At 54.3% G+C, this 22,926-nt stretch carries 18 protein-coding genes, 1 tRNA gene and 1 riboswitch; of the genes, 11 read left to right on the top strand and 8 right to left on the bottom strand.

The features are described 5' to 3' along the window. Nucleotides 1-192: 192 nt before the first annotated feature. Nucleotides 193-1,902: a sulfate adenylyltransferase gene (locus AC1RSM_RS02305; protein WP_492929084.1), complete on the top strand. Its 1,710-nt coding sequence runs from the start codon at nucleotides 193-195 to the stop codon at nucleotides 1,900-1,902. Between the two features lie 104 nt (nucleotides 1,903-2,006). Here AC1RSM_RS02305 and speE read toward each other — a convergent pair whose 3' ends face one another. Together speE and AC1RSM_RS02295 are read right to left on the bottom strand one after the other, a co-directional pair. Then, complete coding sequence (gene speE / locus AC1RSM_RS02300; protein WP_492929082.1) at nucleotides 2,007-3,284, bottom strand: polyamine aminopropyltransferase; 1,278 nt, start codon at nucleotides 3,282-3,284, stop codon at nucleotides 2,007-2,009. Between the two features lie 172 nt (nucleotides 3,285-3,456). Then, nucleotides 3,457-4,602, bottom strand: a complete 1,146-nt coding sequence (locus tag AC1RSM_RS02295; protein ID WP_492929079.1) for a sensor histidine kinase — start codon at nucleotides 4,600-4,602, stop codon at nucleotides 3,457-3,459. Nucleotides 4,603-5,396: 794 nt separating this feature from the next. Between AC1RSM_RS02295 and AC1RSM_RS02290 the strand changes: the two genes are divergently transcribed. Beyond that, the gene (locus AC1RSM_RS02290; protein ID WP_492929078.1) at nucleotides 5,397-6,020 is read left to right on the top strand and encodes a helix-turn-helix domain-containing protein; all 624 of its coding nucleotides are present in this window, start codon (nucleotides 5,397-5,399) and stop codon (nucleotides 6,018-6,020) included. Nucleotides 6,021-6,223: 203 nt separating this feature from the next. Further along, entirely contained in the window at nucleotides 6,224-7,930 is a 1,707-nt protein-coding gene (locus AC1RSM_RS02285; protein WP_492929075.1) for a methyl-accepting chemotaxis protein, read from the top strand. Nucleotides 7,931-7,936: 6 nt separating this feature from the next. Here AC1RSM_RS02285 and AC1RSM_RS02280 read toward each other — a convergent pair whose 3' ends face one another. Beyond that, nucleotides 7,937-8,512, bottom strand: a complete 576-nt coding sequence (locus AC1RSM_RS02280) for a TMEM165/GDT1 family protein (RefSeq protein WP_492929073.1) — start codon at nucleotides 8,510-8,512, stop codon at nucleotides 7,937-7,939. Next, nucleotides 8,513-8,690, bottom strand: a riboswitch (yybP-ykoY riboswitch). A 90-nt stretch (nucleotides 8,691-8,780) separates the two neighbouring features. Between AC1RSM_RS02280 and AC1RSM_RS02275 the strand changes: the two genes are divergently transcribed. Then, nucleotides 8,781-10,343, top strand: coding sequence for a glycosyltransferase family 39 protein (locus AC1RSM_RS02275; RefSeq protein ID WP_492929071.1), 1,563 nt, complete (start codon nucleotides 8,781-8,783; stop codon nucleotides 10,341-10,343). A gap of 6 nt (nucleotides 10,344-10,349) precedes the next feature. Here the strand turns inward: AC1RSM_RS02275 and AC1RSM_RS02270 are convergent, their stop codons facing one another. Further along, nucleotides 10,350-11,258 carry a LysR family transcriptional regulator gene (locus AC1RSM_RS02270; protein WP_492929070.1) on the bottom strand — a complete coding sequence of 303 codons (909 nt, stop codon included), beginning with the start codon at nucleotides 11,256-11,258 and terminating at the stop codon, nucleotides 10,350-10,352. 125 nt (nucleotides 11,259-11,383) lie between these two features. Here AC1RSM_RS02270 and AC1RSM_RS02265 point away from each other — a divergent pair, with 125 nt between their 5' ends. After that, on the top strand, nucleotides 11,384-12,010 hold the full coding sequence (locus tag AC1RSM_RS02265; RefSeq protein WP_492929069.1) for an FMN-dependent NADH-azoreductase: 627 nt from the start codon (nucleotides 11,384-11,386) through the stop codon (nucleotides 12,008-12,010). Between the two features lie 280 nt (nucleotides 12,011-12,290). Here the strand turns inward: AC1RSM_RS02265 and ribA are convergent, their stop codons facing one another. Continuing rightward, nucleotides 12,291-12,962 carry a GTP cyclohydrolase II gene (ribA, locus tag AC1RSM_RS02260; RefSeq protein WP_492929068.1) on the bottom strand — a complete coding sequence of 224 codons (672 nt, stop codon included), beginning with the start codon at nucleotides 12,960-12,962 and terminating at the stop codon, nucleotides 12,291-12,293. Nucleotides 12,963-13,272: 310 nt separating this feature from the next. On the opposite strand from ribA, the gene AC1RSM_RS02255 reads away from it, so the two are divergent. Both AC1RSM_RS02255 and AC1RSM_RS02250 read left to right on the top strand, forming a co-directional pair. Further along, nucleotides 13,273-13,785, top strand: a complete 513-nt coding sequence (locus AC1RSM_RS02255; RefSeq protein ID WP_492929066.1) for a hypothetical protein — start codon at nucleotides 13,273-13,275, stop codon at nucleotides 13,783-13,785. A gap of 81 nt (nucleotides 13,786-13,866) precedes the next feature. Then, nucleotides 13,867-14,565 carry a cytochrome b/b6 domain-containing protein gene (locus AC1RSM_RS02250; RefSeq protein WP_492929064.1) on the top strand — a complete coding sequence of 233 codons (699 nt, stop codon included), beginning with the start codon at nucleotides 13,867-13,869 and terminating at the stop codon, nucleotides 14,563-14,565. 155 nt (nucleotides 14,566-14,720) lie between these two features. On the opposite strand, the gene AC1RSM_RS02245 is transcribed toward AC1RSM_RS02250, so the two are convergent. After that, nucleotides 14,721-16,367 (bottom strand): ABC1 kinase family protein, encoded by a 1,647-nt coding sequence (locus tag AC1RSM_RS02245; RefSeq protein WP_492929061.1) that lies wholly within the window; start codon nucleotides 16,365-16,367, stop codon nucleotides 14,721-14,723. Nucleotides 16,368-16,631: 264 nt separating this feature from the next. On the opposite strand from AC1RSM_RS02245, the gene ypfJ reads away from it, so the two are divergent. Further along, nucleotides 16,632-17,483: a KPN_02809 family neutral zinc metallopeptidase gene (gene ypfJ, locus AC1RSM_RS02240; RefSeq protein WP_492929059.1), complete on the top strand. Its 852-nt coding sequence runs from the start codon at nucleotides 16,632-16,634 to the stop codon at nucleotides 17,481-17,483. Nucleotides 17,484-17,558: 75 nt separating this feature from the next. After that, nucleotides 17,559-17,634 (top strand) — tRNA-Lys (locus AC1RSM_RS02235). Between the two features lie 168 nt (nucleotides 17,635-17,802). On the opposite strand, the gene AC1RSM_RS02230 is transcribed toward AC1RSM_RS02235, so the two are convergent. Continuing rightward, nucleotides 17,803-19,149, bottom strand: coding sequence for an aspartate aminotransferase family protein (locus AC1RSM_RS02230; RefSeq protein WP_492929057.1), 1,347 nt, complete (start codon nucleotides 19,147-19,149; stop codon nucleotides 17,803-17,805). Between the two features lie 119 nt (nucleotides 19,150-19,268). Then, nucleotides 19,269-20,228, bottom strand: a complete 960-nt coding sequence (locus AC1RSM_RS02225) for an AraC-like ligand-binding domain-containing protein (RefSeq protein WP_492929055.1) — start codon at nucleotides 20,226-20,228, stop codon at nucleotides 19,269-19,271. A gap of 1,051 nt (nucleotides 20,229-21,279) precedes the next feature. Between AC1RSM_RS02225 and glnK the strand changes: the two genes are divergently transcribed. Both glnK and AC1RSM_RS02215 read left to right on the top strand, forming a co-directional pair. Next, nucleotides 21,280-21,618, top strand: coding sequence for a P-II family nitrogen regulator (gene glnK / locus AC1RSM_RS02220; RefSeq protein ID WP_492929053.1), 339 nt, complete (start codon nucleotides 21,280-21,282; stop codon nucleotides 21,616-21,618). Between the two features lie 14 nt (nucleotides 21,619-21,632). After that, complete coding sequence (locus tag AC1RSM_RS02215; RefSeq protein ID WP_492929051.1) at nucleotides 21,633-22,874, top strand: ammonium transporter; 1,242 nt, start codon at nucleotides 21,633-21,635, stop codon at nucleotides 22,872-22,874. Nucleotides 22,875-22,926: the final 52 nt, after the last annotated feature.

Raw genomic sequence — 22,926 nt, 5'->3', positions numbered from 1 at the left:
CCCTAGCTAAACCCTGACACCCGGCGCGCCTACACATCGCTGTTTGTCAGGCAAAACAACAAGAAATAGAGCGTTTGAACCACATGGCCGACGGCCCGGCGTCAAAACGATATCTATCACCGCAGTGCCAAAAAACGCCCCGACAATAAAACTATCTTTCATCGTCACGCGGGGCACACTAAAGGAGGAAGCATGAACGATCAAACTCTGAACTTTGATAAGTATCCACAGCAGCCGCACGGTGGCACCCTGGTCAATCAGGTGGTTCCTGAACACTTGGTCAAAGACGAAATCGAACGGGCCCGGTCCCTGCCCAGCATCCGCGTAGATCTGGAAGCTGTGATCACCATCGAGATGATTGCCACGGGTGTTCTTTCCCCGAACAAAGGCTTCATGAACGAGGCCGACTACAAAAGCGTGCTCAAAGAGGGTCGTTTGAGTAATGGCGTGGTGTGGCCTGTGCCCTTGAGCTTCGCCCCCATTGGCGATCGTAACCGCGACATTATCAAAGGACTCTCGGTTGGCTCAGAGGTCGCACTGACCGATAGCCAAAACGAGCCTGTCGCCATTCTCAGCATCGAGGATATTTTCTCTTACGACAAAGAGCAGCGGGCTCAGCAGCTTTTTGGCACCACTGACCGCAACCACCCCGGCGTAGATTCCATTCACCGCCGCATGGGTGATGTCTCCTTGGGTGGTACTTTGCACCTGCTCAAGCGCGTGGACTGGGGTCCCTTTGAAAAGCTGCGCCGTGAACCCAAAGACACCTGGGCCTTGTTCTACGAAGAGAAAAAGTTCAAGTCAGTGGCCGGCTTCATTACCGGCGCCAACCCCTTGCACCGCGGTCATGAATACATCCACCGCAATGCTCTGGAAGGGATTGATGGACTGTTCCTGCAGCCTTTGGTAGAAATGGCCAAGCGCGAATACGTACGCCATGAATTTCGCATGATGGCTTACCGAAATGTGCTCGATACCTACTACCCCAAAGAGCGCGCTATCTTGTCGCCCCTGCGGGTGACGTATATTTTTGCTGGCCCACGCGAAACCATTTTGCACGCCCTGATCATGAAGAACTACGGGTGTACTCATGCGCTGATTGGCAGAGACCACGCCGGTATTGGCAGCTACTACGACAAGTACGCCAGCCACAGTATTTTTGATCAGTTCAGCCCCAAAGAAATGGGCATTGATGTGCGCCTGTTCCACGAGGTGTTTTACTGCACCCGCTGCGCCTGCCACGCGACAACAGAAACCTGCCCGCATGATGAGCGCTTCAAGCTGACCATCTCCGGCACCGGCATTCGCGAGATGCTGCGCCACGGCATCATGCCGCCCAAGGAGATTTGCCGCCCCGAGTCGATTCTGCCCGCCATACAGGGCGTACAGCCCAAAGGCCTGTGCGAAGAAGGCGAGGCCATACAGCCAGTCAGCAAAGTGATCCAAAGCATGTTCCCCTACTACACCCAGTACACCCGCCTGGGGGGCATGAAACGAACCGAGCCACTGGACCCTGCCCAGCTGACGGTGCGCGATCTGGAGATCGCCAGCCATGACGTTCGGCACCATGCGGGGGACATCTACAACGGCGTCTATACGGAATACAGTGCGGTGGTGGACCACAATCGCAGCATGCAGGCCTCCTGGATTGAAGATGCCCGCTCCGCCCTGCGTTTCCAGCAAGAGCGCCTGATTAGTGACCTGGAAGAAAAGCAGCAACAAGCCCCGGACGAAGCCTCTGACGAATTCATGTATCAAGACAAGAGTGAAGTCGTCCGAGAACTGGAATCGGCCCGCAGCCTGCTGGACGACATCCCAGCCTCGATTTCAGCCCATCAACTGAAAAACCGTACCTGGAACGTACTGCCCTATCAACGCTATCGCGGTGCTGACAAGGAATAAGCCTGCCGTCATCAAACAGGCGTAAAAAAGCCCCTGGTCTTAAGAAGATCAGGGGCTTTTTTCATTGTCTGGCGCACACATCAGCCGCCATCAAGACGTTGGACTTAGCAGGCCAATTCCAGCGGTGCTTCGCAAACCGGCATCAAGCGGCGGTAGAACGTAGGCAAGGCAAACAGGGCGTCGTGCAAGTCTGCGTTGTAGAACTGCAAGGACTCCTGATTCTCGCTGCTCATACGCTGGTCCAGACGCTCCTGGATTTGTTCAGCCGAACAGCCGCGCGGGTTCAGATCATCCGATGCAATCGCCAGGCCCCAGTAAGAGCCATACAGCGGGATATGCAGACCGTAGCCATGAACCTGAGCAAAGACATCAGCTAGGGAAGCACTCAAATTCTTGACCTGTTCACTTTCGTGGAAAGGAGAACCCAGGTGCAGAACCAAGGCGCCACCTGCCGCCAAAGCACGCTTGCAGGACTCAAAAAATGCAGTGGTGTACAAGGGGCCGGCTGGCGTTTCAGGGTCTGTCAGATCCAGGTAGACCAGATCAAACTGTTCCTGTGTGTTCGCCAGGAACTTGGCACCGTCCTCAATCTGAATCTTCACGCGCGGATTATCGAACGCGCCTTTATTGATGGACTGCAAGTGCTCGCGGGACACCTCGATGACTTCGCCATCCAGCTCAACCAGGAATACCTGTTCCAGGCTGGGATATTTCAACAACTCTTCCAGCGCGCCGCCATCACCACCGCCCACAATCAGGGCGCGACGGGGATCAGGATGAGCCATGGCCGCCGGGTGAATCAGACCTTCGTGATAGAAGAATTCCTCGGCCTCGGAGGTCATCATGCAACCGTCCAGGCGCAAGGTTTTGCCCAAGGTATCCGAACGCAGCAATTCCAGACGTTGAAATGCGGTCTGACGATCCAGCAAACGCTCGGTAAAGCGGAAACCGTACAGCGCATCTTCGTTCAGGTTTTCGGTCAAGATCTCGCCAGCATGGGCCGGGCCGTCTGCCTCGCCACGCCAGAGGCGGTTGCGCTGGGCCTGGCCGGGTTTGAAGGCTTGTTCAATCCCATCGATCAAGCGTGTTGCTTTACCGGAGTTGTCCTGCATGAAGTTGCAGACATACACATCCAAGGTAACGCCATTGCGTTCTGGCCAAGTGTGAATAGCCAGATGAGACTCGGCCAGTAACAGAACACCGGTGACACCACCGGGCTGCCCTTCAAACTCGGGAAATGCCTGCCATTCTTCACCAACAATAGTCAGCCCGGCCTCGATGGTCTGCTGACGGCAAAAATCAGCCAATTTCTGGGCATCGATCAGCAGCTCTGGGCTGCATGCACATTGGTAAAGGTCTGCGGTCAAGTGCAAGCCTTGCATAATCGTGTGCTCCTTTAACGGATTTTGCGTTCCCTACCAACGAGACGACCGCAACATAAAAACTTGAAGCGAGGTGCGCCTGGACTGGCGATCACCCCGCTCCACGAAAAGAGCGCAAATTGTACCTTATATCAAACTTAAATATATGAAAATAACCCTATTTTAGAGAAGATTAAGGTATATACGATGCGGAAGGCAGCAGATTCAATTCCATGACCAGATGGGCGCCACCATCGGGCTTGTCCTTAAAGTAGACCTGCCCGTTATGGTGCAGCATGATGGACTTCAAAATAGCCAGCCCCAACCCACTGCCCTGGACCTGCTGGCCCGGTATTCGGAAGAACTTTTCGAACACCCTCTCTTTATAGAGGGGATCAATCCCCACGCCCTGATCCAGCACTTCAATACAGGCCCAGCCGGGCTGAGCGCTGCGCAGACGCAAGGTAACCAGCGTATCCGCTGCCGAATACTTCAGAGCATTTTCCAAGGCATTACGCAAAGCCACGAGCAGCGGAACAATATCCACATTGGCGTACAAGCCGGCTGCCGGTAAATCCAACAAAATCCGGTACTGCTGTTCTTTGAACGCCCGCAAGCTCAGGCGCAACACCGCGCGCAGATCAGATGTGCGCCAGTCCTGATTACTTGCCCCTTCGTACTCTATGCGATTCAAGCGGGTCAGATCATCCAGCAGTACATCCACGCCCCGGACTTTTTCGTGCAGTTGGGTATAGATCTTGTTGGCCCAGGCAGAAGGCGTGTTCTCCAGTTGGAGTAACTGGATATAGCCACTGATGGCGGCCAAGGGGGAACGGATCTCGTGCGCGGCGACGGCAAAGCAATCGGCACGGTCGCGCTCTTGCTGCGCTTTGGCGCTGACATCCCTAATCATCAGCAGGGTGGCGGTGTCCGGAGCGGGCGCCGCATACACATGAAATTCCAGCACGCGCGTGCGAGCGCCTTCGCCCGCACGGTGCCTACAAAAAAATGATGGATTAATGCGCTGCACAACTTGGCTAATGCCGGGCAGCAAATAGGCTAGGTCTGCCTGTATTTCTTTTTCCAGCTTTTGCAAAAAGCTGATTAAATCCCCGGAGCAGGCTTTTATGTCCTGAGCACCAAGCAGCCTGCGCATGGCACGATTACAACCATCTACTCGCTCACAGGCATCAAACATAATTACCGCATCGGGTAATGCATTAAGCATGATCTCAAATCGACGTGCCTGAGTATGAGAAGCCCAAGGCCATTTGGGCGTACCTGTATTGGTAAACCAGCGCTGTCCGATCAGAAAACTCGCAAATAATGTGAGCAACAAGCCAATCCCCTTCTTTTCGTCCTGAAGCGGGCGCTGAGCCTGCTTCGGTGCAGTGTCGAATCACCATTCACCCACAAGCGACCCCAAAAAACACAGCTGACAAGCGTTTAAATGGGGGTAGCGATGTGCCTGTTGCGGCGCATCAATATGGGTAGAAAAAAGATTAACCACCTAACTAATTCGTATTTTTACGATTAAGTGAGACTACGGGAAAGGTATTAAGACGTTTTAAAAGGTTCACTCCATATTTTCGCACTAAGCTGCTTAAAACTATAAACGGCCGTATCATAAGGTGCATAAAATTTCTTTGATAAAACAGGGTTCTTTATACAAAATAGATTCCTATCTAATTCATAAAGACTGATTAGAATCAAGACTAACTCTAAAAACAGATGCTAGGGTGCTAACACCCTTTTTTTTGGTCGCGACGACCAGACACCGTGGCGCAAAAGCATGTATCACCGCGCTTACAAGTGTGTTCCGATGCCCACACAGGGCCGGCCCGGTAACACGACAGGGCAAGGGTTACGCGTAAAATCAGCATGGCAAGCCCAGGTTCACAGGCTTGCCTGATTGAAGTGGTCCCCCGAACAAGCATAAACATCTGAAAACCGGAGATATTAGAAACATGTTTGTCCAACACTGCGCCGATCCACTGGCATGAGCAGGCCACTTCCCTTTTCCATTATTAGCTTTGCTGTACTTAATAATGCCGTCTCTACACTCTGCACTGCTGTATCGGGGCAACCAACCATCTCGTCCCCGATGCAGTCTGCATTCATTTTTTTGACTCCATGAACGACGCCGTTTATTCCACTCGGCAGGCTGCTGACTTACTGGGCGTGTCCGTACGCACAGTTCAACTGTGGGTAGAAGCTGGAACCCTGAAAGCCTGGAAAACCCAGGGCGGGCACCGCCGCATTGATCGCGAATCCGTGCAAGCCATTTTGCAAGAGCGCCTTGGGCAACACAGCCCCCAGGGCCCGGACAATCCAGCTCCCTCCAGCGTACCCGCGTGCAGTGGTGACCCTTGCCTGCGGGTGCTGGTGGTCGAGGACGACCCTGATCTGTTGTCTATCTACCGTATGGCGATGGAGCATCTTCCCTTCCCTGTCGAGCTGCGTTGCGAACAAGATGGCTTGAAAGGCCTGATTGCAGCAGGCAACTTCTATCCTGATGTGTTGATCGTGGATCTGAACCTGCCCAAGCTGGACGGCTTTGCCATGCTCAAAGCTCTGGCGGATGCACCCGAAACTGAACATACCCTGATCTACGTAATCTCTGCGTTAAACGCGGCCGATATCCACGCTCGGGGCGGCCTGCCCAGCAATGCAACCGCCTTGGCCAAGCCCATTCCCATCGCGCTTCTCTTGCAGTTGCTCAGCGAAGCCTTCCACGCCCAACACTTGCCTACCTGAGCTCACGCTCTCTCCCTTTATCAGCACGGATCGGTTTTATCACTTTTAGTCTTTTTGTGACAAGAACTTTCATTTGATTATCATTTTTTTATTTTTAGACATAAAAAACGAATCAAATGATACTATTCACGAAAATTCACAACAAGAAACCGATCCGTTCATCTTGAGTCTTTTGCTGATACAAAAATACAAAGGGAAAGGCTATGCGCAAGAACCTGCCAATTACCGGCATTGAAACCGAGTTGCTGGACGAGCAATATCTGATCTCCAAAACAGATTTGTCCGGCCGCATCATTTACGCCAACCCCGCTTTCGTTGAAGTGAGCGGGTTCAGCCGGGAAGAGCTGATCGGAGAGCCGCATAATATCGTGCGTCACCCTGATATGCCGCCCGAGGTGTTTGCCGATTTATGGCATACCTTAAAGCAGGGCCGATCGTGGATAGGGATTGTAAAAAACCGCCGTAAAGACGGCGGCTTTTATTGGGTATCAGCCCATGCCAGCCCCATCATTGAACAAGGCGAATTAACGGGCTTTGCATCGGTCCGGGTACGCGCCAAGCCCCAGGATATTCAAGAGGCCGAGCAGTTTTATCAGGAACTGCGCGAAGGCCGCAATAAATCGCGAACCATACGGGCAGGTCAAATTACTGCTCGCAGTTGGCGACGCCCCTTTGCCTTTTTAGGTTTTCTGGCTGGCCCCACCTTATTGGCCGCCTTTTTACGCAAAGGAATCTTGAATCTCGGTATTACGGGCGGGATTATCGCCATGATTCTGAATACGGAGATGCCCCAGCAAAGCATGATGCTATTGGCCAGTTCGCTGGGCATAGGAACCTTGATGATTCTGGGTTATCAGGCTGTATTGATGCGCCGCGTTCTGGGTTCATTCAAAACGGCCACCCATATTGCCCAACAAATCGCAGCAGGCAACCTGACAGTCAACACCCGCGGGCCGGCCGTCAAACAGTTGGAGACGCTGGGCCAGAATCTGGATTTGATGCGAAAAAGCCTGCTCAGTATCAGCACAGACGTAGATGCCAGCTGTGGCAACACACAGATTGTGTCCCGCAAGCTCTCGGACAATAGTGCTTTGCTGGAAGCCCGAACCCAGGAACAAGCCGCTTCCATGCAAGAGACAACCGCCAGCATGAGCTCATTTGGTCAGGCGGTATTGCAAACGGCTGAAAATGCCAAAGCCAGTCACGAACTAGCCAGTCGCAGCGCCTTGATTGCCGATCGTGGCAACGAAGCCGTTCAAAAAGTCAGCTCCTCCATGCAGAAAATTTTGGAGAGCTCGCAACATATCGGCAATATTGTGTCGATGATCAATAACATCGCCTTTCAAACCAATATCTTGTCCATCAACGCATCGATTGAATCGGCGCGCGCAGGAGAGGCAGGCAAAGGGTTTGCTGTCGTGGCTTCTGCCGTGCGTTCACTGGCTCAGCAAGCCGCTCAAGCGGCTGATGAAATCAAACAATTGGTTGGCGAGACTCAAGACCTGAGTGCCGAAGGCGCCAAGCACGCGGAGCATGCTGGACAAACCATGCAGGAAATTCTGACCTCGGTGTCTGAAGTTGCCGGGCTGATGGGGGAAATTTCTGCCGCAACAGGCGAGCAAAGCATTGGTTTAGGGCAATTGACCCAGGCGTTGAAACAGGTGGATCAAATCACCACCGACAATGCCGCCTTGGTTCATGACTTAAGTGAAACCGCCCAGGAAATGAACCTGAATGGTGCCGAGCTGCAAGAGGCCATCAGTGTCTTGAATCACGGTGATCATGGCCAAGCCCATCAACGAATTCGTCCTGCTGCCCCCTTGGCGCTGGCACCTGTTGTCAATATGGATGCCGCTCGTCGACGTCCAGCCCATTCGGGCCGTCTACGACAATTGGCATCCAGTACCTGAAACGGCTTAGAAACCCAGGCGTTCCGCCCCACCCAAGAGCGCCAGAACACCCAAAACAGCGAAGATACAGGCAGCAATCCGGTGTACCAGTCGAGTCGGTAAACGGCGAGCGATTCGCTCGCCAAACAAGACGGCAGGTGCGTTGGCCAGCATCATGCCCAGGGTCGTGCCAATGACGACCCACCAGAACTCTTGATATTTTGCTGCCAGGGCTACCGTGGCAATCTGGGTCTTGTCGCCCATCTCGGCCAGGAAAAAGGTCACGAGCGTTGTACCGAATACCCCAAAACGGGTACGGGTCGCTTCCGCATCATCGATCTTGTCGGGAATCAGAATCCAGATGGCCATGGCCAGGAAAGAAACACCCAATACCCAACGCAGCACTTCGGGGTCCAGCAAAGCGGGAACCCAGGCACCAATGGCACCGGCCAGACCGTGATTGACTAAGGTTGCTATGAAAATAGCGAGAATGATGGGCCAAGGGCGTTTATAACGGGCTGCAAGAATAAAGGCGAGCAACTGGGTTTTATCCCCGATTTCTGCCAAGGCAACCACACCCGTGGAGATAAACAACGCTTCCATAACAACTCCTGGCCGGAAAAGAGACGAATGACCACGAACTCTCCCGGCCAAACGCGAAAGTTCATGGTCAAAAGTCTTGCCAGGCTAAGTTGCTATCAGTGCCATGACCCTGTGTAGGTCAAGTATGTTGACACTGATCTTCGGTAATCCGAAGCGGCTACTCCCTAATGACGAAGCGAATCGTAGCCTACATTTTCCCCTGTGTCCAATCCGCAACTTTCAACGCTCACACAGTACACTTGCTTATTTGCGCTCGCCGAGTACTTGCATGTCCGTCCAATCTGCTGCATCTGCCCCAGCCAAAACCTACCAGCGCTACGTGCTGCTCTATCTGCTCTTTATGGTCCTCTTGTGGAGCCTTCTGATGGCAATGAGCCACAAAGCCCCCGATCTGGACGGCATGGAAGAGCTAGTCTGGTCCGCCAGTTTTGAGCTCGGTTATCTGAAGCATCCGCCCTTTCCGGCCTGGATCATGTATGCCTTGACCAGTGTGTTCGGGCGCCCCATCTGGCTGACCTTTGCTGCCGGCATGACCGCTTCCGTCCTGGGGCTGTGGTTCATCTGGAAACTGGCGTGCGAGTTTCTCAATCCCGAGCGCGCCCTGATGGTATTGCTGATCAGCTCGGTCAGCATTTACTTTTCCTTGCGCGGCACCATTTTTAATCACAACACGGCACAACTTTGGTCGGTTACAGCGGCAACCTGGTTTTTCTACCGCGCCAGCCGCCATCACAAAGCCTCGGATTGGCTCTGGCTGGGCGCCGTGGCTGCGCTGTCTACCGTCACCAAATACAGTGCGGTTATTCTGTTTACCGCCTTCTTTTTATATTTTCTGCGCAGTGGCATGTGGCGCCAGCGACAAACCTGGGTGGGGCTGGGATTAGCGCTGATTGCCTATGTGCTAGTGCTCTCCCCCCACCTGTACTGGCTGGTAGCGAATGATTTCGCCCCCTTCCGCTACATGGATGGCTCTCTGGAAGCCCACACCCGCTGGCAAGCCTATAAAGAGCTGTTGGCATTCACCCTGGATCAACTGGGCCGCTTGAGCCCCATGATTGTGGCTGTGCTGGCGCTGGCAATCTGGAATCGGCGCGATCAAAAGGGACGTCAGCCTGGGGACGCTGCACCGCAAAGCCCGCAGCGCTACGCCGATGCCTTATCCCGCGCCGACAAGCAATTTCTGCTGTGGGTGGGACTGACGCCCTTTGTAAGCACGGTCTTGATTTCGGCCGTCATGGGCACCCGCTTGGTTGCCTCCTGGGCCACGACCTTCTTTGTCTTGTACGGCTTTTTTGCCTTATGGCTTATGTATGGCCGCGACAAAGTTCAACTGCGTCGTATCGCTATCATCGTGATCGTTCTGCAAATTCTGCTGGCCTGCGGATATGCCTTGGCGCGCGGCCCCTTGGCTTGGCACAAAGGACGGGAGGCCCGCTCCACCTTTCCAGGCCCTGAAGTATCGGCACAAATGCAATCGATCTGGCAAGAACATATGCCCGGCATTCCCTTGCGAGTGATAGTTGCCGACACCTGGTTAGGCGGCAATATCGCGGTTCATGCAGGTCAGGACGTACTGGTTTTTATTGATGCCGAGCCCGCGTCCTCCCCCTGGCTTCATCTGCCCGAAGATTTGGAATGCGGGGCCCTGATTGTCTATAGCCTGAAGACACGTGGGCCGCCCCCCGCTGATTTGCTCAAGCTCTACCAGCAAGCGCCCATCAAGGGCTTGGCAGAGCAGCGCTGGTCGTCTGAACGCAGCCCCCTGATTGATCTGAACTGGGCCATCTTACCCGTGCAAAGCTCCTGCCCTCACTTGTCTGCAGCCCGCTAAGAGCGCTTAGATTCTGGGATGATGAACCGGCAGTTGCTCACCCAGATAATCCAGAAAATGCCGGACCGCCGGGGCCATGCCTCGGCGGGACGCAAACACCGCATGAATAATCCCTGGCAAAGGCGCCCATTGCGGCAGAACCTGTACCAAACGTCCGGCTCGCAAGGCGTCACAGCACATGTAGTCGGGCAAAATCCCTACGCCTATGCCCTGCTCTACCCCCTGCCGCAACGTCAGCAAGTCCGAGGCCATATAGCGGGGTCGGTGAACAACAGTCAGGCTAGCGCCGTCCGGCCCATACAGCTCCCACTCCCCTATCCCTTGCCGGGCTGACATGGCTACCGTAGGCAGCTTGGCCAGATCACCTGGAGCCCGCACAGGCTCAAAGCCTGCCAAAAGCTCGGGCTGGGCAACCAGGATAGACCCCGTTTCTCCCAAGCGTTTGACGATATAGCTGGCACTATCACTTAAGGTACTGCGCACCCGCAAAGCCACATCAATTCCGTCCGCCACCGGATCTACGACCCGATTGCTGACCTCCACTTCCAGCTCCACCTGCGGATAACGGACCAAAAACTGCGCAAAAACCGTGGACAAGACAGTATGCGCCAGGGTGACCGGGCAACTGATGCGCAAAAGCCCACGCGGCTCTTGCTGCACTTGGGCAACCGCCGAATAGGCCGCTTCAGCCTCGTCGCGCATGGCTTGGCAATGGCGCAAGAACACTTCACCCGCTGGGGTCAAGGACAGGCTGCGCGTCGTGCGTTGCAGCAAGCGCACGCCCACCTCGGCTTCCAGCCGGCTCAAACGCCGTGACAAGCGTGAAGGGGGCATTCCCAAATGGCGCGCAGCGGCACTAAACCCACCTCGCTGCACCACTTCGGTGAACAGCACCATGTCATTTAAGTCATACATACGGGGATGTTTCCCAGGATTACCAACAAAATTAGAATAATCTTTCTCAGAAAAACCGGCTTATCAAAGGACAGGGCTTCCAACATAATGGCACCATTCCTTCATCGCTTTGGACACCAAACATCATGAAACTGCTACACATCGACTCCAGCATCACCGGCGCAAACTCTGTTTCCCGTGAACTTACTCAATACGTGGTTGATCAACTGCGCCAGCAAAATGATCAAGTTCAAGTGGAGCATGTCGATCTGGCCCTGAATCCGCCACCTCACTTTTCGGCTGATTCCCTGGGTATGCGTTTCGGCTTGGACCCCGCAACCCTGACCGAGCGTCAGCGTGCTGAAAACGCCATCACCGAGCAATATTTGGAGCAATTTCTGGCTTCTGATGTTGTCGTGATTGGTGCCCCGTTCTACAACTTCACCATCCCCAGCCAGCTGAAAGCCTGGATGGACCGCCTGGCACAAGCAGGTCGCACTTTCCGCTACACCGCCAATGGCCCTGAAGGCCTGGCTGGCGACAAAACGGTTTACCTGGTTCTGAGCCGTGGCGGCATCTACTCCGAATCGGAGCAAGGCCAAGCCATGGAACATCAGGAAAGCTACTTGCGCGTCATGTTTGGCTTTATGGGCGTGAGCGATCTGCGCATTGTGTACGCCGAAGGTCTGGGAAAAACACCCGAATTGCGCGACCAGATTATAGAAAATGCCAAAGCCAGTGTAAGCGCCTTGCTGGAAAAAAGCGTCGCTTAAGACCGAGGCAAACTTGGGCAATCAGGGCTTGAGCTGACCGCAGCGTAGCCCTGGCTGACCCGGGCTATGACTATCGCAGGCAGGCTCAGCTCCGTAAATGGAACTGAGCCTGTTTTTTATTTGAGCCGTACATATATCCCATTGCGCTTAGCCCAAAGACAAACAGCCTCTTGCAAATAAGGATCGTCGATCCCGCTTTGCAAGAGGCTGCTTTTTGTGCGCCCTGCACGCTACCGGACCTGAGCAGACAATGTGTCAGGCCCCAATATAGCGATCAAGCTTACTCGTCCGTCTCCAGCCAATGACCCAAACGCACACGTTTGGTATCCAGATAACTGGCGTTGAACGGGTTCCCCTCGATCTGATGCGGGACGCGCTCCACCACATCAATGCCAATTTCCTGCAAGGTCTTTACCTTGCGCGGATTATTGGTCATCAAACGCAGCTTCTGAATACCGGCGTGATCGAGCAGATCCTTGCAGATATCGTAGCGACGCATATCAGCCGGAAAGCCCAACTTTTCATTTGCCTCAACGGTATCCGCACCCTCGTCTTGCAGGTGATAAGCACGAATCTTGTTCAGCAGGCCAATGCCCCGGCCTTCCTGACGCAAATACATCAAGGCACCACGGCCTTCCTTGGCAATGCGCTCCAGTGCCAATTGCAACTGCGGGCCGCAATCACAGCGCAAGCTGAACAGGGCATCGCCCGTCAAACATTCGGAGTGAACACGAGCCAGAACGGGCTCGCCATCGGCCACATTACCCAAGGTCAACAATACGTGTTCTTTTTGATTGCTGCGCTCTACAAATACGTGGATTTGAAAGACGGCCCACGGGGTTGGCAAACGGCTGGAACTGACATAGTCCAATAAGGTGCCGGGTTTGGCCTGATCCTGAGAAAGCGTAGCGTCCGATTCTGCCACCAGTGCGGCATCCGGGATGGATTGCATAATAAGTCTCTGCTGCAACGAAGAAATGCGGCTTGGCCCCATCCGGGGCAACCTAGCAATAATAGCCCAATTCAGCCTGATTCTTTAACCCTAGGACATATTGCTTTGCAGGACTAATTTAGCCGCTCTTCCTATGACACATATGCGCAACAAAAACCTTATGTCCCTATCCTTATAGCGAAATTTTCTGCTATCCGGTATTCTACGCAACAAGAAAATACATAAAATGTTATGAAACTTACAAATACAGATGATCTCTTGCCCTAAGTTTTCTGCTTACTGCTCGAATCATCATCAGACTTGATCGATCATGCCTGCCTCTAAGGTCCTTATTCGTTATCTTGTGATTGGGCTCTCGCTGGCTCTGCAGCCTTTTGTCGCCCACAGTTCGGCAAGCCAGACCTGGCCTCAGCCGCCATCACAGTTAAGTCTGGACAGCCCCTACGGCAAATTGCAGGTCAGCCAAAGCGATTATGTCTATGAAGCACAGTTGCAACTCAATGCCCAAGTGATCGCCCCGGAGCTCAAGGGCTTGATCAATATTCCCTACGCATTCAAGCAGCAACACACCCAGACTGCTTTGATCTCGGTAGACAATGGTTTAGGTGGTTGTTCAATCATGTACCACTGGGTCACGGTGTCTTCCAAAGGCTATACCGTCTCGCCCGCCTTTGGCTCGTGCAGTTCGCAAATTCGCGTGCGCAACCATGGTCAGACCTTGATCATGGAAACACCCAGCCTGGACAATCCGGCCCTGATTGACGAATACCGTTACGACGGTCGCAAAATCAGTTTGCGCAAGCGCCGCCAAGCCGCACCATAGACAAAAATCTGACCAGGGACAAAGCCCAGGAAAAAAACACTGTCTATAATCAAGTGTTTACGTCTCTCCGGATTTTCCCTTATGCAGCCCTCTTCGACTCGCCCCTTACTCGTCTGGGATTTACCAACCCGCCTGTTCCACTGGCTGCTGGTTATCAGCGTCGTAGGCTGTTTTGTGACCATCAAGCTAGGCGGTCTATGGATGGACTGGCACGTCCGCTTTGGACTGCTGGCCTTGGGCCTGCTGACGTTTCGCTTGGTCTGGGGATTGATTGGCGGATACTACTCGCGCTTTAGCCATTTCCTTCCCAATCCGGTGCGCAGCTTGCGCTACCTGCGTGAAAAGCCGGCGGTCTACCCCGGCCATAACCCCATCGGTGCCTGGTCCGTGTGGATCATGTTGATTGTGTTCGGCTTTCAAGCTGTTTCGGGCTTATTTGCGAACGACGACATTTTCACCAGCGGCCCCCTGGCCTACCTGAGCAGTGACTGGTCCAAAACCCTGACGGGTCTGCATAAAGCCAACGAATGGATCATGCTGGCCATTATTGGCTTGCATATCGTCGCTATTTTCCTGTATCGCGTGCTGCGTGGTCAGAAATTAACCAGCGTCATGGTCAAAGGCACCATGCCTGTTCCTAGCGAACCCGCCCTGCCTGCAAGCCAGGATAGTTGGAAAAGCCGTTTTCTCGCTCTTGTCATTGCTGCATTGATTGCCTGGGGCGTGTATTGGCTGACGGGTCTGGCACCAGTGGGCGGTGGTATGGACGACTTTATGTAAGGCCCGACTTATCCCCAGAACCTGTGCATAAACCTGGGGATAATGCGGGGACTGTTTGGGCTGAGCCGCATTTTTGCTAGCCGTCTTTTAAACTGGACTGAGACTAGCCGCTTGAGCACTCTGTACCCAAAAAGCGGCGGCGCAGAAACTCTTTCTTAACGCCGTCGCCAAAATCCCCACAAGACCAAGACCAAACCTGCCAAGGCTGCCAGCAAACCGGCCCAGCTAAAAATGGTCAATCCTAACCAGGAAGGGCCACGCGTCACCAGGACCGGCCCAAGAATCAGCACAAAAGCGGCCGTGACAATTGCAATCGCTAAACGTGTCGCCGCCTTTTCCAAGGCCGAGGCCAAACGCGGCATACCTTCAATTTGAATACGCGCTGAAATCTTGCCCTGACGCACCCGGTGCATCAGCAATCGTATTAACTGGGGGGCATCCATCGCCAACTGACGCGACTCCAGCAAGCTGCGTTGCAAGTCCGCATAGACACGCCTTGGCGAATACTGCTTGCGCATCAGTGTCATGATTACGGGCTGCGCAACAGCCACCACATCAAACTGTGGGTCCAGGCGCTTTAAGACGCCATCAGCCGTGATAAAGGCTTTGAACAGCAAAGCCAAATCCGGCGGCAAGATCAGATGGTTTTCTCGTGCCAAGGCCATAAAGTCCAGCAATGCCGCTGATATCGACAATAAGCCGCTGCTTTGCCGGGCTACATAACGCTGCGAGCTTTCTTCCAGCCGAGTCCAATCAAAATCCTCTGCACCCGACCAGTCCAGCAAGGTCGTAGCTACGCCATCAGCCTGCCCGTCCACAATGGCTCGCAGCAAAACCATCAGCTGCTGACGCCGTCGCTCCGTCAAATGCCCCACCAGACCAAAATCGATAAAGGCGACTTTATCGCCTGGCAAGGCCATCATATTGCCCGGATGAGGATCGGCGTGAAACAAGCCATCCTCCAGCACCATGTGCAAAAACGCCAGGGCACCACGACGAGCCAGCAAGGGACGGTCGGCGCCTATTGCCAGCAGTTGATCTTCCTTAATAGGCGAAACCCCAGGCACGAAGTCCTGCACCATCACGGTCGCGCTAGTCCACTCCATATGCACACGCGGTATGACGATGTCTTTGAAAGATGCCATATTCTCGCGTACAGCCAAGGTATTGGCCGCCTCACGAGTGAAATCCAGTTCGTCTGCGATGGCATCGGCCAAGGCACGCACGATATCGTAAGGACGGTACTCAGGCAGCAAGCCTTGCTGCTGAACCAGACGGGCAATCTGTTTGAGCAAACGCAGGTCTGCCCGAATCAAAGGCTCCAAGCCAGGCCGCTGCACCTTGACCACAACCTCCGTTCCATCATGCAGGCAGGCGCGGTACACCTGCGCCATGGAGGCCGATGCCAGCACCTGAGTATCAAAGCGAGCAAAGGCCTGCTCTACCGTTTGGCCCAGCGCTAACTCCAGTTCGGGACGTATAGTGTCCCAAGGCACGGCCGCGGCGTGTCCCTGCAGCTTTTCCAGTTCCTGGGTCCACTCTTCCGGCAACAAGTCATTGCGAGTCGCCAGGATCTGGCCCAGCTTGATAAAGGTAGGCCCCAGTTCTTCCAGCGCTCGTCGCAGACGTTCGGGAGCAGAGCGTTCCGGCATCTCCGTTTGTTGTAAGGCCTTGGCTCCGGGCATCAGCTCCGAGAGCCCCAGACGATGCATCACATCCCCAATCCCGTATCGAGCGATGACCGCCCCAATTGCCCGGACTCGGGCATGGTCACGCAAGGCCAACAAGGTTCCTCCCAACATACTCGCTCTCCAGTAGGGTACGCCCTGAGGAAAATAGCATACCCCAGTGTCAGCCCCACTTACTTATCCACTTATCCACATTTTCAGTGGGCAAGCGCGGGGATAGCCTTTGGACAAGTCACATTAGAACAATCAATTCAATGACTTGTCAGGGTGGGATAATTTAAGCCCCCTGGCTAAGCAGGGATGACAAGAATCGAAAATGCCACAGCCCGGGACCTGAAATCAGAGTACATTGACGTTTTAAAAATCAAGGAGAGCGTGATGCGTCTGGATAAATCTCGCTCCAGCCGTAATGTCGAGGACCGCCGTGCAAATGGGCCACGCCTGGGTCGCGGCAAAATCGGTTTGGGGACAGTGGTATTGGCGCTAGTGGCCATGTACTTTGGCGTCGATCCCAGCGTCGTGCTGAATCTGGCCGATGGCCCTAGCAGTGCCCCGCAATCCCAGCCGGTTGCCAGCTCGGATGCTCAAGGCCAAGCCATCTCGAAAATTCTGGGCGAAACGGAGGACGTCTGGCGCAGCGTATTCGCGCAGCAGACGAATGGCAGTTATCGTGATCCGGTTCTGGTGCTGTATCGAGGCGCCACGCCTACCGCTTGTGGATCAGGCCAATCGGCAATGGGCCCCTTTTACTGCCCCGCCGACCAAAAGCTCTATATAGACTTGGGATTTTTCACCGAGATGGAACGCAATATGGGCGTTAAGGGCAATTTCGCCCCCGCCTATGTGATCGCTCACGAAGTCGGCCACCACGTTCAGAACCAACTGGGCATGATGCGCCGTGTTGATGAAGCCCGCCGCAGCGGCTCGGCTTCTCAGGCACGTCAGGCGTCCGTCCGCCTGGAACTGCAGGCAGACTGTTACGCTGGTATCTGGGCACACCATGCAGACGCGCAACGCCAGATTCTGGAGCCAGGCGATATACGCTCTGCACTGGATGCGGCGCAGGCCGTTGGCGACGACACCTTGCAAAAGCAATCACAAGGTTATGTTGTGCCGGATTCTTTCACCCATGGCAGTTCGCAACAGCGCATGGCCTGGTTCATGGAAGGCTACAAAAGCGGGCAATTGAAAACCTGTGACACCTTCACCCGAGCAGACCCCGCTTCCTGATAAACGTAAAATTATGTAACCATAGCTTGTGCAGCATAATTTCCGTTCTATAATCTTTTTCTTCGCAGGAAACGAGGGTCGTTAGCTCAGTTGGTAGAGCACTGGACTCTTAATCCATTGGTCGACAGTTCGAGTCTGTCACGACCCACCAACCATCCTGCGATTTACGGGAAACTTTCCGTAAAACTGTAAATTAGCCCGCTTCGCAGCGGGCTTTTTTGCGTCTGCACGCATCGACCCACGGCAGCGCTACCCAGCTCTTTCCCACACTGCTCTGGCTGACGCCTCTTCATCCCTAAGCGTCAGCCTGTGCAAGCGCTTAACCTTTACCGTAGATCAGGCTGATCACTTCCTGACTGGTCTGGATATAGCCCGTCACATCATCATCAGTCATAGGCAAGGTCAAACCAATCTGCCCCCGATGCACCGGAAAATACCCTCTGGCAGCCATTTCCAGCGCGTAGATACCCATGCTGTCATCATCGACCTTATTCCAGTAGTCTCTATGCGTGGTGATGCGCTGACCGGCTGCTTTGGTCAAGGCGTAGCCCATCACGGAAAACCCGCCTATCAAAGTCAGGGGATAGCCCTGCTGATCCGCCCAGGAAGTCAGCTCGCTCTTGATGCGCGCTGCCATGCTGTTCAGGCGTTGAATGGCGGTTTCATCCAGCGCCTGCATGCAGGCGATACCCGCCGTGCAGGCAAGAGGATGCCCGTGATGGGTCCCCGACATCATGACCCGGTTTTCTTCCACTACACGGAACACCTCCCGGCTCCCGCCGACCGCGCCAATGGGCAGCCCACCGCCGATAATCTTACCCAGCACTGTCAAGTCCGGCGTCACTTGGTACACGCCTTGCAAGCCACCATAAGCCGCACGAAGAGTGACGGTCTCATCAACAATCAGCAAGATGCCCAGCTCTTTGGTGAGCACCCGCAACTGCGTAACGAACTGCTGATCCAGCTCGACAATACCGCCCGCACCAGCCTGCAGCTCGATCAGCACACAAGATATCTCGCCTGCATTGGCTCGCAGAATGCGCTCGCAAGTCTCGAAGTCGTTCTGCACCAGAATGACGACATGCTCGCTTTTGTATGAAGGAATGCCTTGCGAATCAGGTAAAGGCCTAGGGTCCTGATCAGGGCCTGGAGAGTCGTTTGGATCCGGGTGCGCCGAAATAGCAAGATCGTCCGTGAAGCCATGGTAGCCACCTTCAAACTTGGCGATTTTCTGCTTGCCCGTATAACCCCTGGCGATACGCACTGCCCCCAGACAGGCTTCGCTGGCGGAGCAGAAAAACTTGATCTGCTCTATTGAGGCAATTCGCTCACAAAGCAGCCGGGCCAGATCAAGCTCAGCATCAATCGGGTTGCCGAACGAGAAACCATTGGGCAAGGCCTCCTGAATCGCTGCCATGATGGCTGGATGGTTGTGACCCAGCACATTGGTAGAAAAATTATTGTTCAGATCAAGCAGCCTGACGCCTTCTATGGTGTGCAAATATTGGGCTTCGCCTCGTTGAGCAAAGATCGCATGGGGGCCATAGGCGAAAGTCCGGCGGCTGAAACCACCCGGGATGTAATTTGTCCCCTTGGAGGTTTCCAGCTTGGAAAGATGAAAAACATTCGAAAATTTCTTTAATGACGCGTCGTAAGCCAAGCTCATCCCTGTCTCCTGTTTTATAGGTATGGAGACTCATCTTATCGATGGATTTGGCGCCTATTTGGCCTCTCCGTGCAGGACAGCTTGATCCTGCCTGCACGCAGTGCCAATCGTCACACAACTCAGGACAAGCAGGACTTCCTGGCAGCGCGGCACTCGCTGGGCGTGACCCCGAAACGCCGCCGGAACGCACGACTGAAATGCGCGGCGTCATTAAATCCCCAGGAAAAGCCGATATCGCTCAAAGAACGACTGAACATCGCCATGTTCTCAATATCGGCGCGGCTGCGATCCAGCCTGGCGTACTGAATGTAGTTCCAGACAGTCTGCTCCTCGTTCTCGAACAAGCTATACAGCGTACGCAGAGAAATCCCCATGGCCTGAGCCGCCATCCCCGGCGTCAGCTCGGGATTGTTCAGATTCTGAGTCAGATAAGCTTTGAGACGGTTCAGAGTGGCAGCCCGGCTTTTGGAGGGCGCGGCAGGCCCGTCCTGGATCACACTGGCGAAAGCCGTCAGCAGCAAGTCAAAAAAATGCTCCTGCAATTGACCGGCAAGCAGGCAGTCTTCTTCTGAAGACTGCAGCACCAGATTGGTGACATAGCTGTACAAAAACCGCCCCGCCCCCGCGCTACCTGAAAAGGGACGCGCCACCAGATGCTCAAGATGCCCGCAACGGGCAGTCAACAGATGACGTGGAAAATCGACCGATATCTGGCGGGAGTCGCCCTCAAAACACATTTCGTAGGGACGCGCGCTGTCGTACAAGACGATCTCGCCAGGATGCGTCAAGGCGCTACGGCCATCTTGCTTGAGCAGCCCCTTGCCTTGCAATTGAAAGTTGATCTGGACAATGTCCTGCTCAGCACGTTTGATATGTCGATCTTCACGTAGCACCCGGCTGCGGGAAGTCGAAATATCGGAGAACAGCACATCGCCCAGTTTGCGCCAAGCGATACGCCCATAGAAATGGGATAGATCCTGCACCTGGACCGCAGTCACGGTATACAAATTCGAAATGGCGCTTTCCCAATAGCGCTGGCGCTCTTGGGGATGAAGGGCATCCGTCCTGATGTGCTTCATGCGGGGCTCCTTAAGCCGAGGATCACCACCGATACTGCTAAGTAGCCAGAATTGCGCAGTTCTCCCCCATAGGCGACGCCTGCGTCATGACTTGATGTGAGAGAACATTCTCCAGGCCAAGAGCAACTTTTCCAACTCGCACCTCAAGGCACCAATCTGCTATTTTCAAGGGGTTTGATCATAGCATTGCCCCTCCTTCCCCGGCTGTCTTGATCGACGCTGAATAAGACAAGCTCAAACCCTGCCTAGCGATATTTAAAACCACCATCAAGCGCTGAGCAGGAAAGGGATTGTCATAGTTGTTTACTTTAGCGGCAAGGAAAATCCGATAGGCTAAAAGGTCTTTCAAATCAGGAGACTGTCATGCTAAGTGCTATTGATCCGACCAAAGCTCCCGACACCACGCCCCCTGGAAAAACGCCGAATCCAGAGCCTGACCCGAAGAAGATCCCGGGCAATGAACCGCCTAGCAAACCCAAGGACTGACAGGCAGCCGATCCAGGCCGCAGCGCACAGGGAATGCAGGCTAACTATCAGGGCAGCGGGGAAAATACCACTGCCCTGCACTAGCCTTGTGCTTGATTCGGAGAGCCACTTTGCTGCAGGAAAATGTTGCAAAGTTAAGACTATTAAAAAAAAATCCGCACATAGCGCGCACTTGTTGCGCCGCAGCATATATTATTTTTCCATAGTCGTTGTTCCTGCGGTGGTGAGATGAGCGGAGACAGGCGTCACAGAGCGCTGCTGTTATCTCGCTGCCCACCGACTAGGCAAGACCGGGGTCACGTGCCTAGCTAGCTTACTCGCCTTGCCGGAATTGTGTTGCTCTTCAACCTACAACACAGGTCCGCTTGCCTACTACTTGCGTTCGCGCTGTCACACACCTTGCTGACAGCCGGAGAGTCGCTCTACCCGGCATCGCCCGGTTGCACTCAAGCCATCTGCCAGGATTATCCGTCCCGGCTGGCCCCCTCTCAACCGTCTCCTACCCCTCTCGGTGTTCCTTTGCATCCCCAAGGCTGGCTTGCCTGTGTTTACTTCAGGAACACCTATGAAATTGATTACCGCCATCGTCAAACCTTTCAAGGTTGACGAGATACGCGAGGCCCTCTCCGATTTGGGCATACAGGGCATGACACTGACAGAGGTCAAGGGGTTTGGCCGTCAGAAAGGTCATACCGAGCTTTACCGCGGTGCGGAATATGCGGTGGATTTTCTACCCAAAATCCGCATTGAACTGGCTATCCCGGACGAGCAGTTGCCAAGCGTTCTAGAAGCCATTCAAAACAGCGCGCGCACCGGCCGTATTGGTGACGGCAAGATCTTTGTCCAGCCGCTGGACCATGTCATCCGCATCCGCACCGGCGAATGCGATGAGCAAGCCCTGTAATCGGAGAGCCTCTCATGAACAACGCTGACCTATCGTGGATGTTGGTATCCACGCTTTTAGTCCTGATGATGGCCGCGCCGGGCCTGGCCCTGTTTTATTCGGGTATGGTGCGTCAAAAAAATGCTTTGTCCATGTTGTCCCAGACCTTGCTGGTGTTCTGCCTGGGCGTAGTGTTGTGGTTCATTTATGGCTATTCCTTGGCTTTTACGGCCGGCAACCCCTTTATCGGCAGCTTCGATAAGGTGCTGTTTAACGGTATGTTCAACGCCGCTGACCAGCAGTTTTCCATGTCGGGTTCCTTACCTGAACTGCTCTTTGCGTCCTTTCAGGCCACCTTTGCCGGTCTGACTTGCGCTCTGGTCGTTGGCAGTCTGGCGGAACGCGCACGCTTGTCAGCCATTCTGGTCTTTACCGTCATCTGGTTCACCCTGGCCTATCTGCCCATTTGCCATATGGTCTGGTTTGCTGATGAACAACAAGGCGGTTTGCTCAACTCCCGTGGGGCACTGGACTTTGCTGGTGGCACCGTTGTACACATCAATGCCGGTATTGCAGGCTTGGTGGGTGCCTGGCTGGTTGGGCCTCGCTTGAACTACCGTCGTGAAGCCATGCCGCCTCACAACCTGCCTTTGACTTTTATCGGTGCTGCCTTGCTGTGGGTGGGCTGGTTTGGTTTCAATGCAGGCTCGGCTCTGTCCGCCAACGAAAACGCTACCCTGGCCTTTTTTAACACCATGCTGGCAGCAGCAATCGGTGTGATCGCCTGGACCTTGGGTGAGTGGATCAGCAAAGGTCATCCCTCTTTGCTGGGTGCGTGTTCGGGTGCCATTGCAGGTTTGGTCGGCATTACCCCCGCAGCCGGATTTGTAGCTCCGTCTGGCGCATTGGCCATTGGCCTTATTACATCGCTGGCCTGCTTGTGGGGCGTGAATGGCTTAAAACGCTGGTTGCGTGCAGACGATACTTTGGACGTATTTGGTATTCACGGTCTGGGCGGGATTGTGGGCGCTTTGCTCACAGGTCTGTTCAACTCGCCTGTTCTGGGTGGCCCGGGTACTGCCGCTGGCAACAGCATTTGGATGCAGCTGTGGATTCAACTGGAAGGGGTTCTGGTCACGCTAGTCTGGTCCGGTATTGCCGCCCTGATTGCGTTCAAAATTGCCCAATATGTTTGCGGTGGTCTACGTGTCGATGCCGATCATGAACGCGAAGGTCTGGATATCCGCACCCACGGTGAAACAGGTTATCAACATTGAGTCCTGATCATGATTCTTGATTATCTTTCTTGCAGGCAAACTGCCCCGTTCA

Source organism: Alcaligenes sp. GW821-FHT11D07, assembly GCF_058808495.1.
This window is presented reverse-complemented; position numbering and strand designations above follow the sequence as displayed.

What these genes read in the sequence shown, in the direction of transcription:
- AC1RSM_RS02305 (WP_492929084.1), top strand. Translation starts at nt 193, where the DNA reads ATGAACGATCAAACTCTGAACTTTGATAAGTATCCACAGCAGCCGCAC.
- speE (WP_492929082.1), bottom strand. Translation starts at nt 3,284, where the DNA reads ATGCAAGGCTTGCACTTGACCGCAGACCTTTACCAATGTGCATGCAGC.
- AC1RSM_RS02290 (WP_492929078.1), top strand. Translation starts at nt 5,397, where the DNA reads ATGAACGACGCCGTTTATTCCACTCGGCAGGCTGCTGACTTACTGGGC.
- AC1RSM_RS02285 (WP_492929075.1), top strand. Translation starts at nt 6,224, where the DNA reads ATGCGCAAGAACCTGCCAATTACCGGCATTGAAACCGAGTTGCTGGAC.
- AC1RSM_RS02280 (WP_492929073.1), bottom strand. Translation starts at nt 8,512, where the DNA reads ATGGAAGCGTTGTTTATCTCCACGGGTGTGGTTGCCTTGGCAGAAATC.
- AC1RSM_RS02275 (WP_492929071.1), top strand. Translation starts at nt 8,781, where the DNA reads ATGTCCGTCCAATCTGCTGCATCTGCCCCAGCCAAAACCTACCAGCGC.
- AC1RSM_RS02270 (WP_492929070.1), bottom strand. Translation starts at nt 11,258, where the DNA reads ATGTATGACTTAAATGACATGGTGCTGTTCACCGAAGTGGTGCAGCGA.
- AC1RSM_RS02265 (WP_492929069.1), top strand. Translation starts at nt 11,384, where the DNA reads ATGAAACTGCTACACATCGACTCCAGCATCACCGGCGCAAACTCTGTT.
- ribA (WP_492929068.1), bottom strand. Translation starts at nt 12,962, where the DNA reads ATGCAATCCATCCCGGATGCCGCACTGGTGGCAGAATCGGACGCTACG.
- AC1RSM_RS02255 (WP_492929066.1), top strand. Translation starts at nt 13,273, where the DNA reads ATGCCTGCCTCTAAGGTCCTTATTCGTTATCTTGTGATTGGGCTCTCG.
- AC1RSM_RS02250 (WP_492929064.1), top strand. Translation starts at nt 13,867, where the DNA reads ATGCAGCCCTCTTCGACTCGCCCCTTACTCGTCTGGGATTTACCAACC.
- AC1RSM_RS02245 (WP_492929061.1), bottom strand. Translation starts at nt 16,367, where the DNA reads ATGTTGGGAGGAACCTTGTTGGCCTTGCGTGACCATGCCCGAGTCCGG.
- ypfJ (WP_492929059.1), top strand. Translation starts at nt 16,632, where the DNA reads ATGCGTCTGGATAAATCTCGCTCCAGCCGTAATGTCGAGGACCGCCGT.
- AC1RSM_RS02230 (WP_492929057.1), bottom strand. Translation starts at nt 19,149, where the DNA reads ATGAGCTTGGCTTACGACGCGTCATTAAAGAAATTTTCGAATGTTTTT.
- AC1RSM_RS02225 (WP_492929055.1), bottom strand. Translation starts at nt 20,228, where the DNA reads ATGAAGCACATCAGGACGGATGCCCTTCATCCCCAAGAGCGCCAGCGC.
- glnK (WP_492929053.1), top strand. Translation starts at nt 21,280, where the DNA reads ATGAAATTGATTACCGCCATCGTCAAACCTTTCAAGGTTGACGAGATA.
- AC1RSM_RS02215 (WP_492929051.1), top strand. Translation starts at nt 21,633, where the DNA reads ATGAACAACGCTGACCTATCGTGGATGTTGGTATCCACGCTTTTAGTC.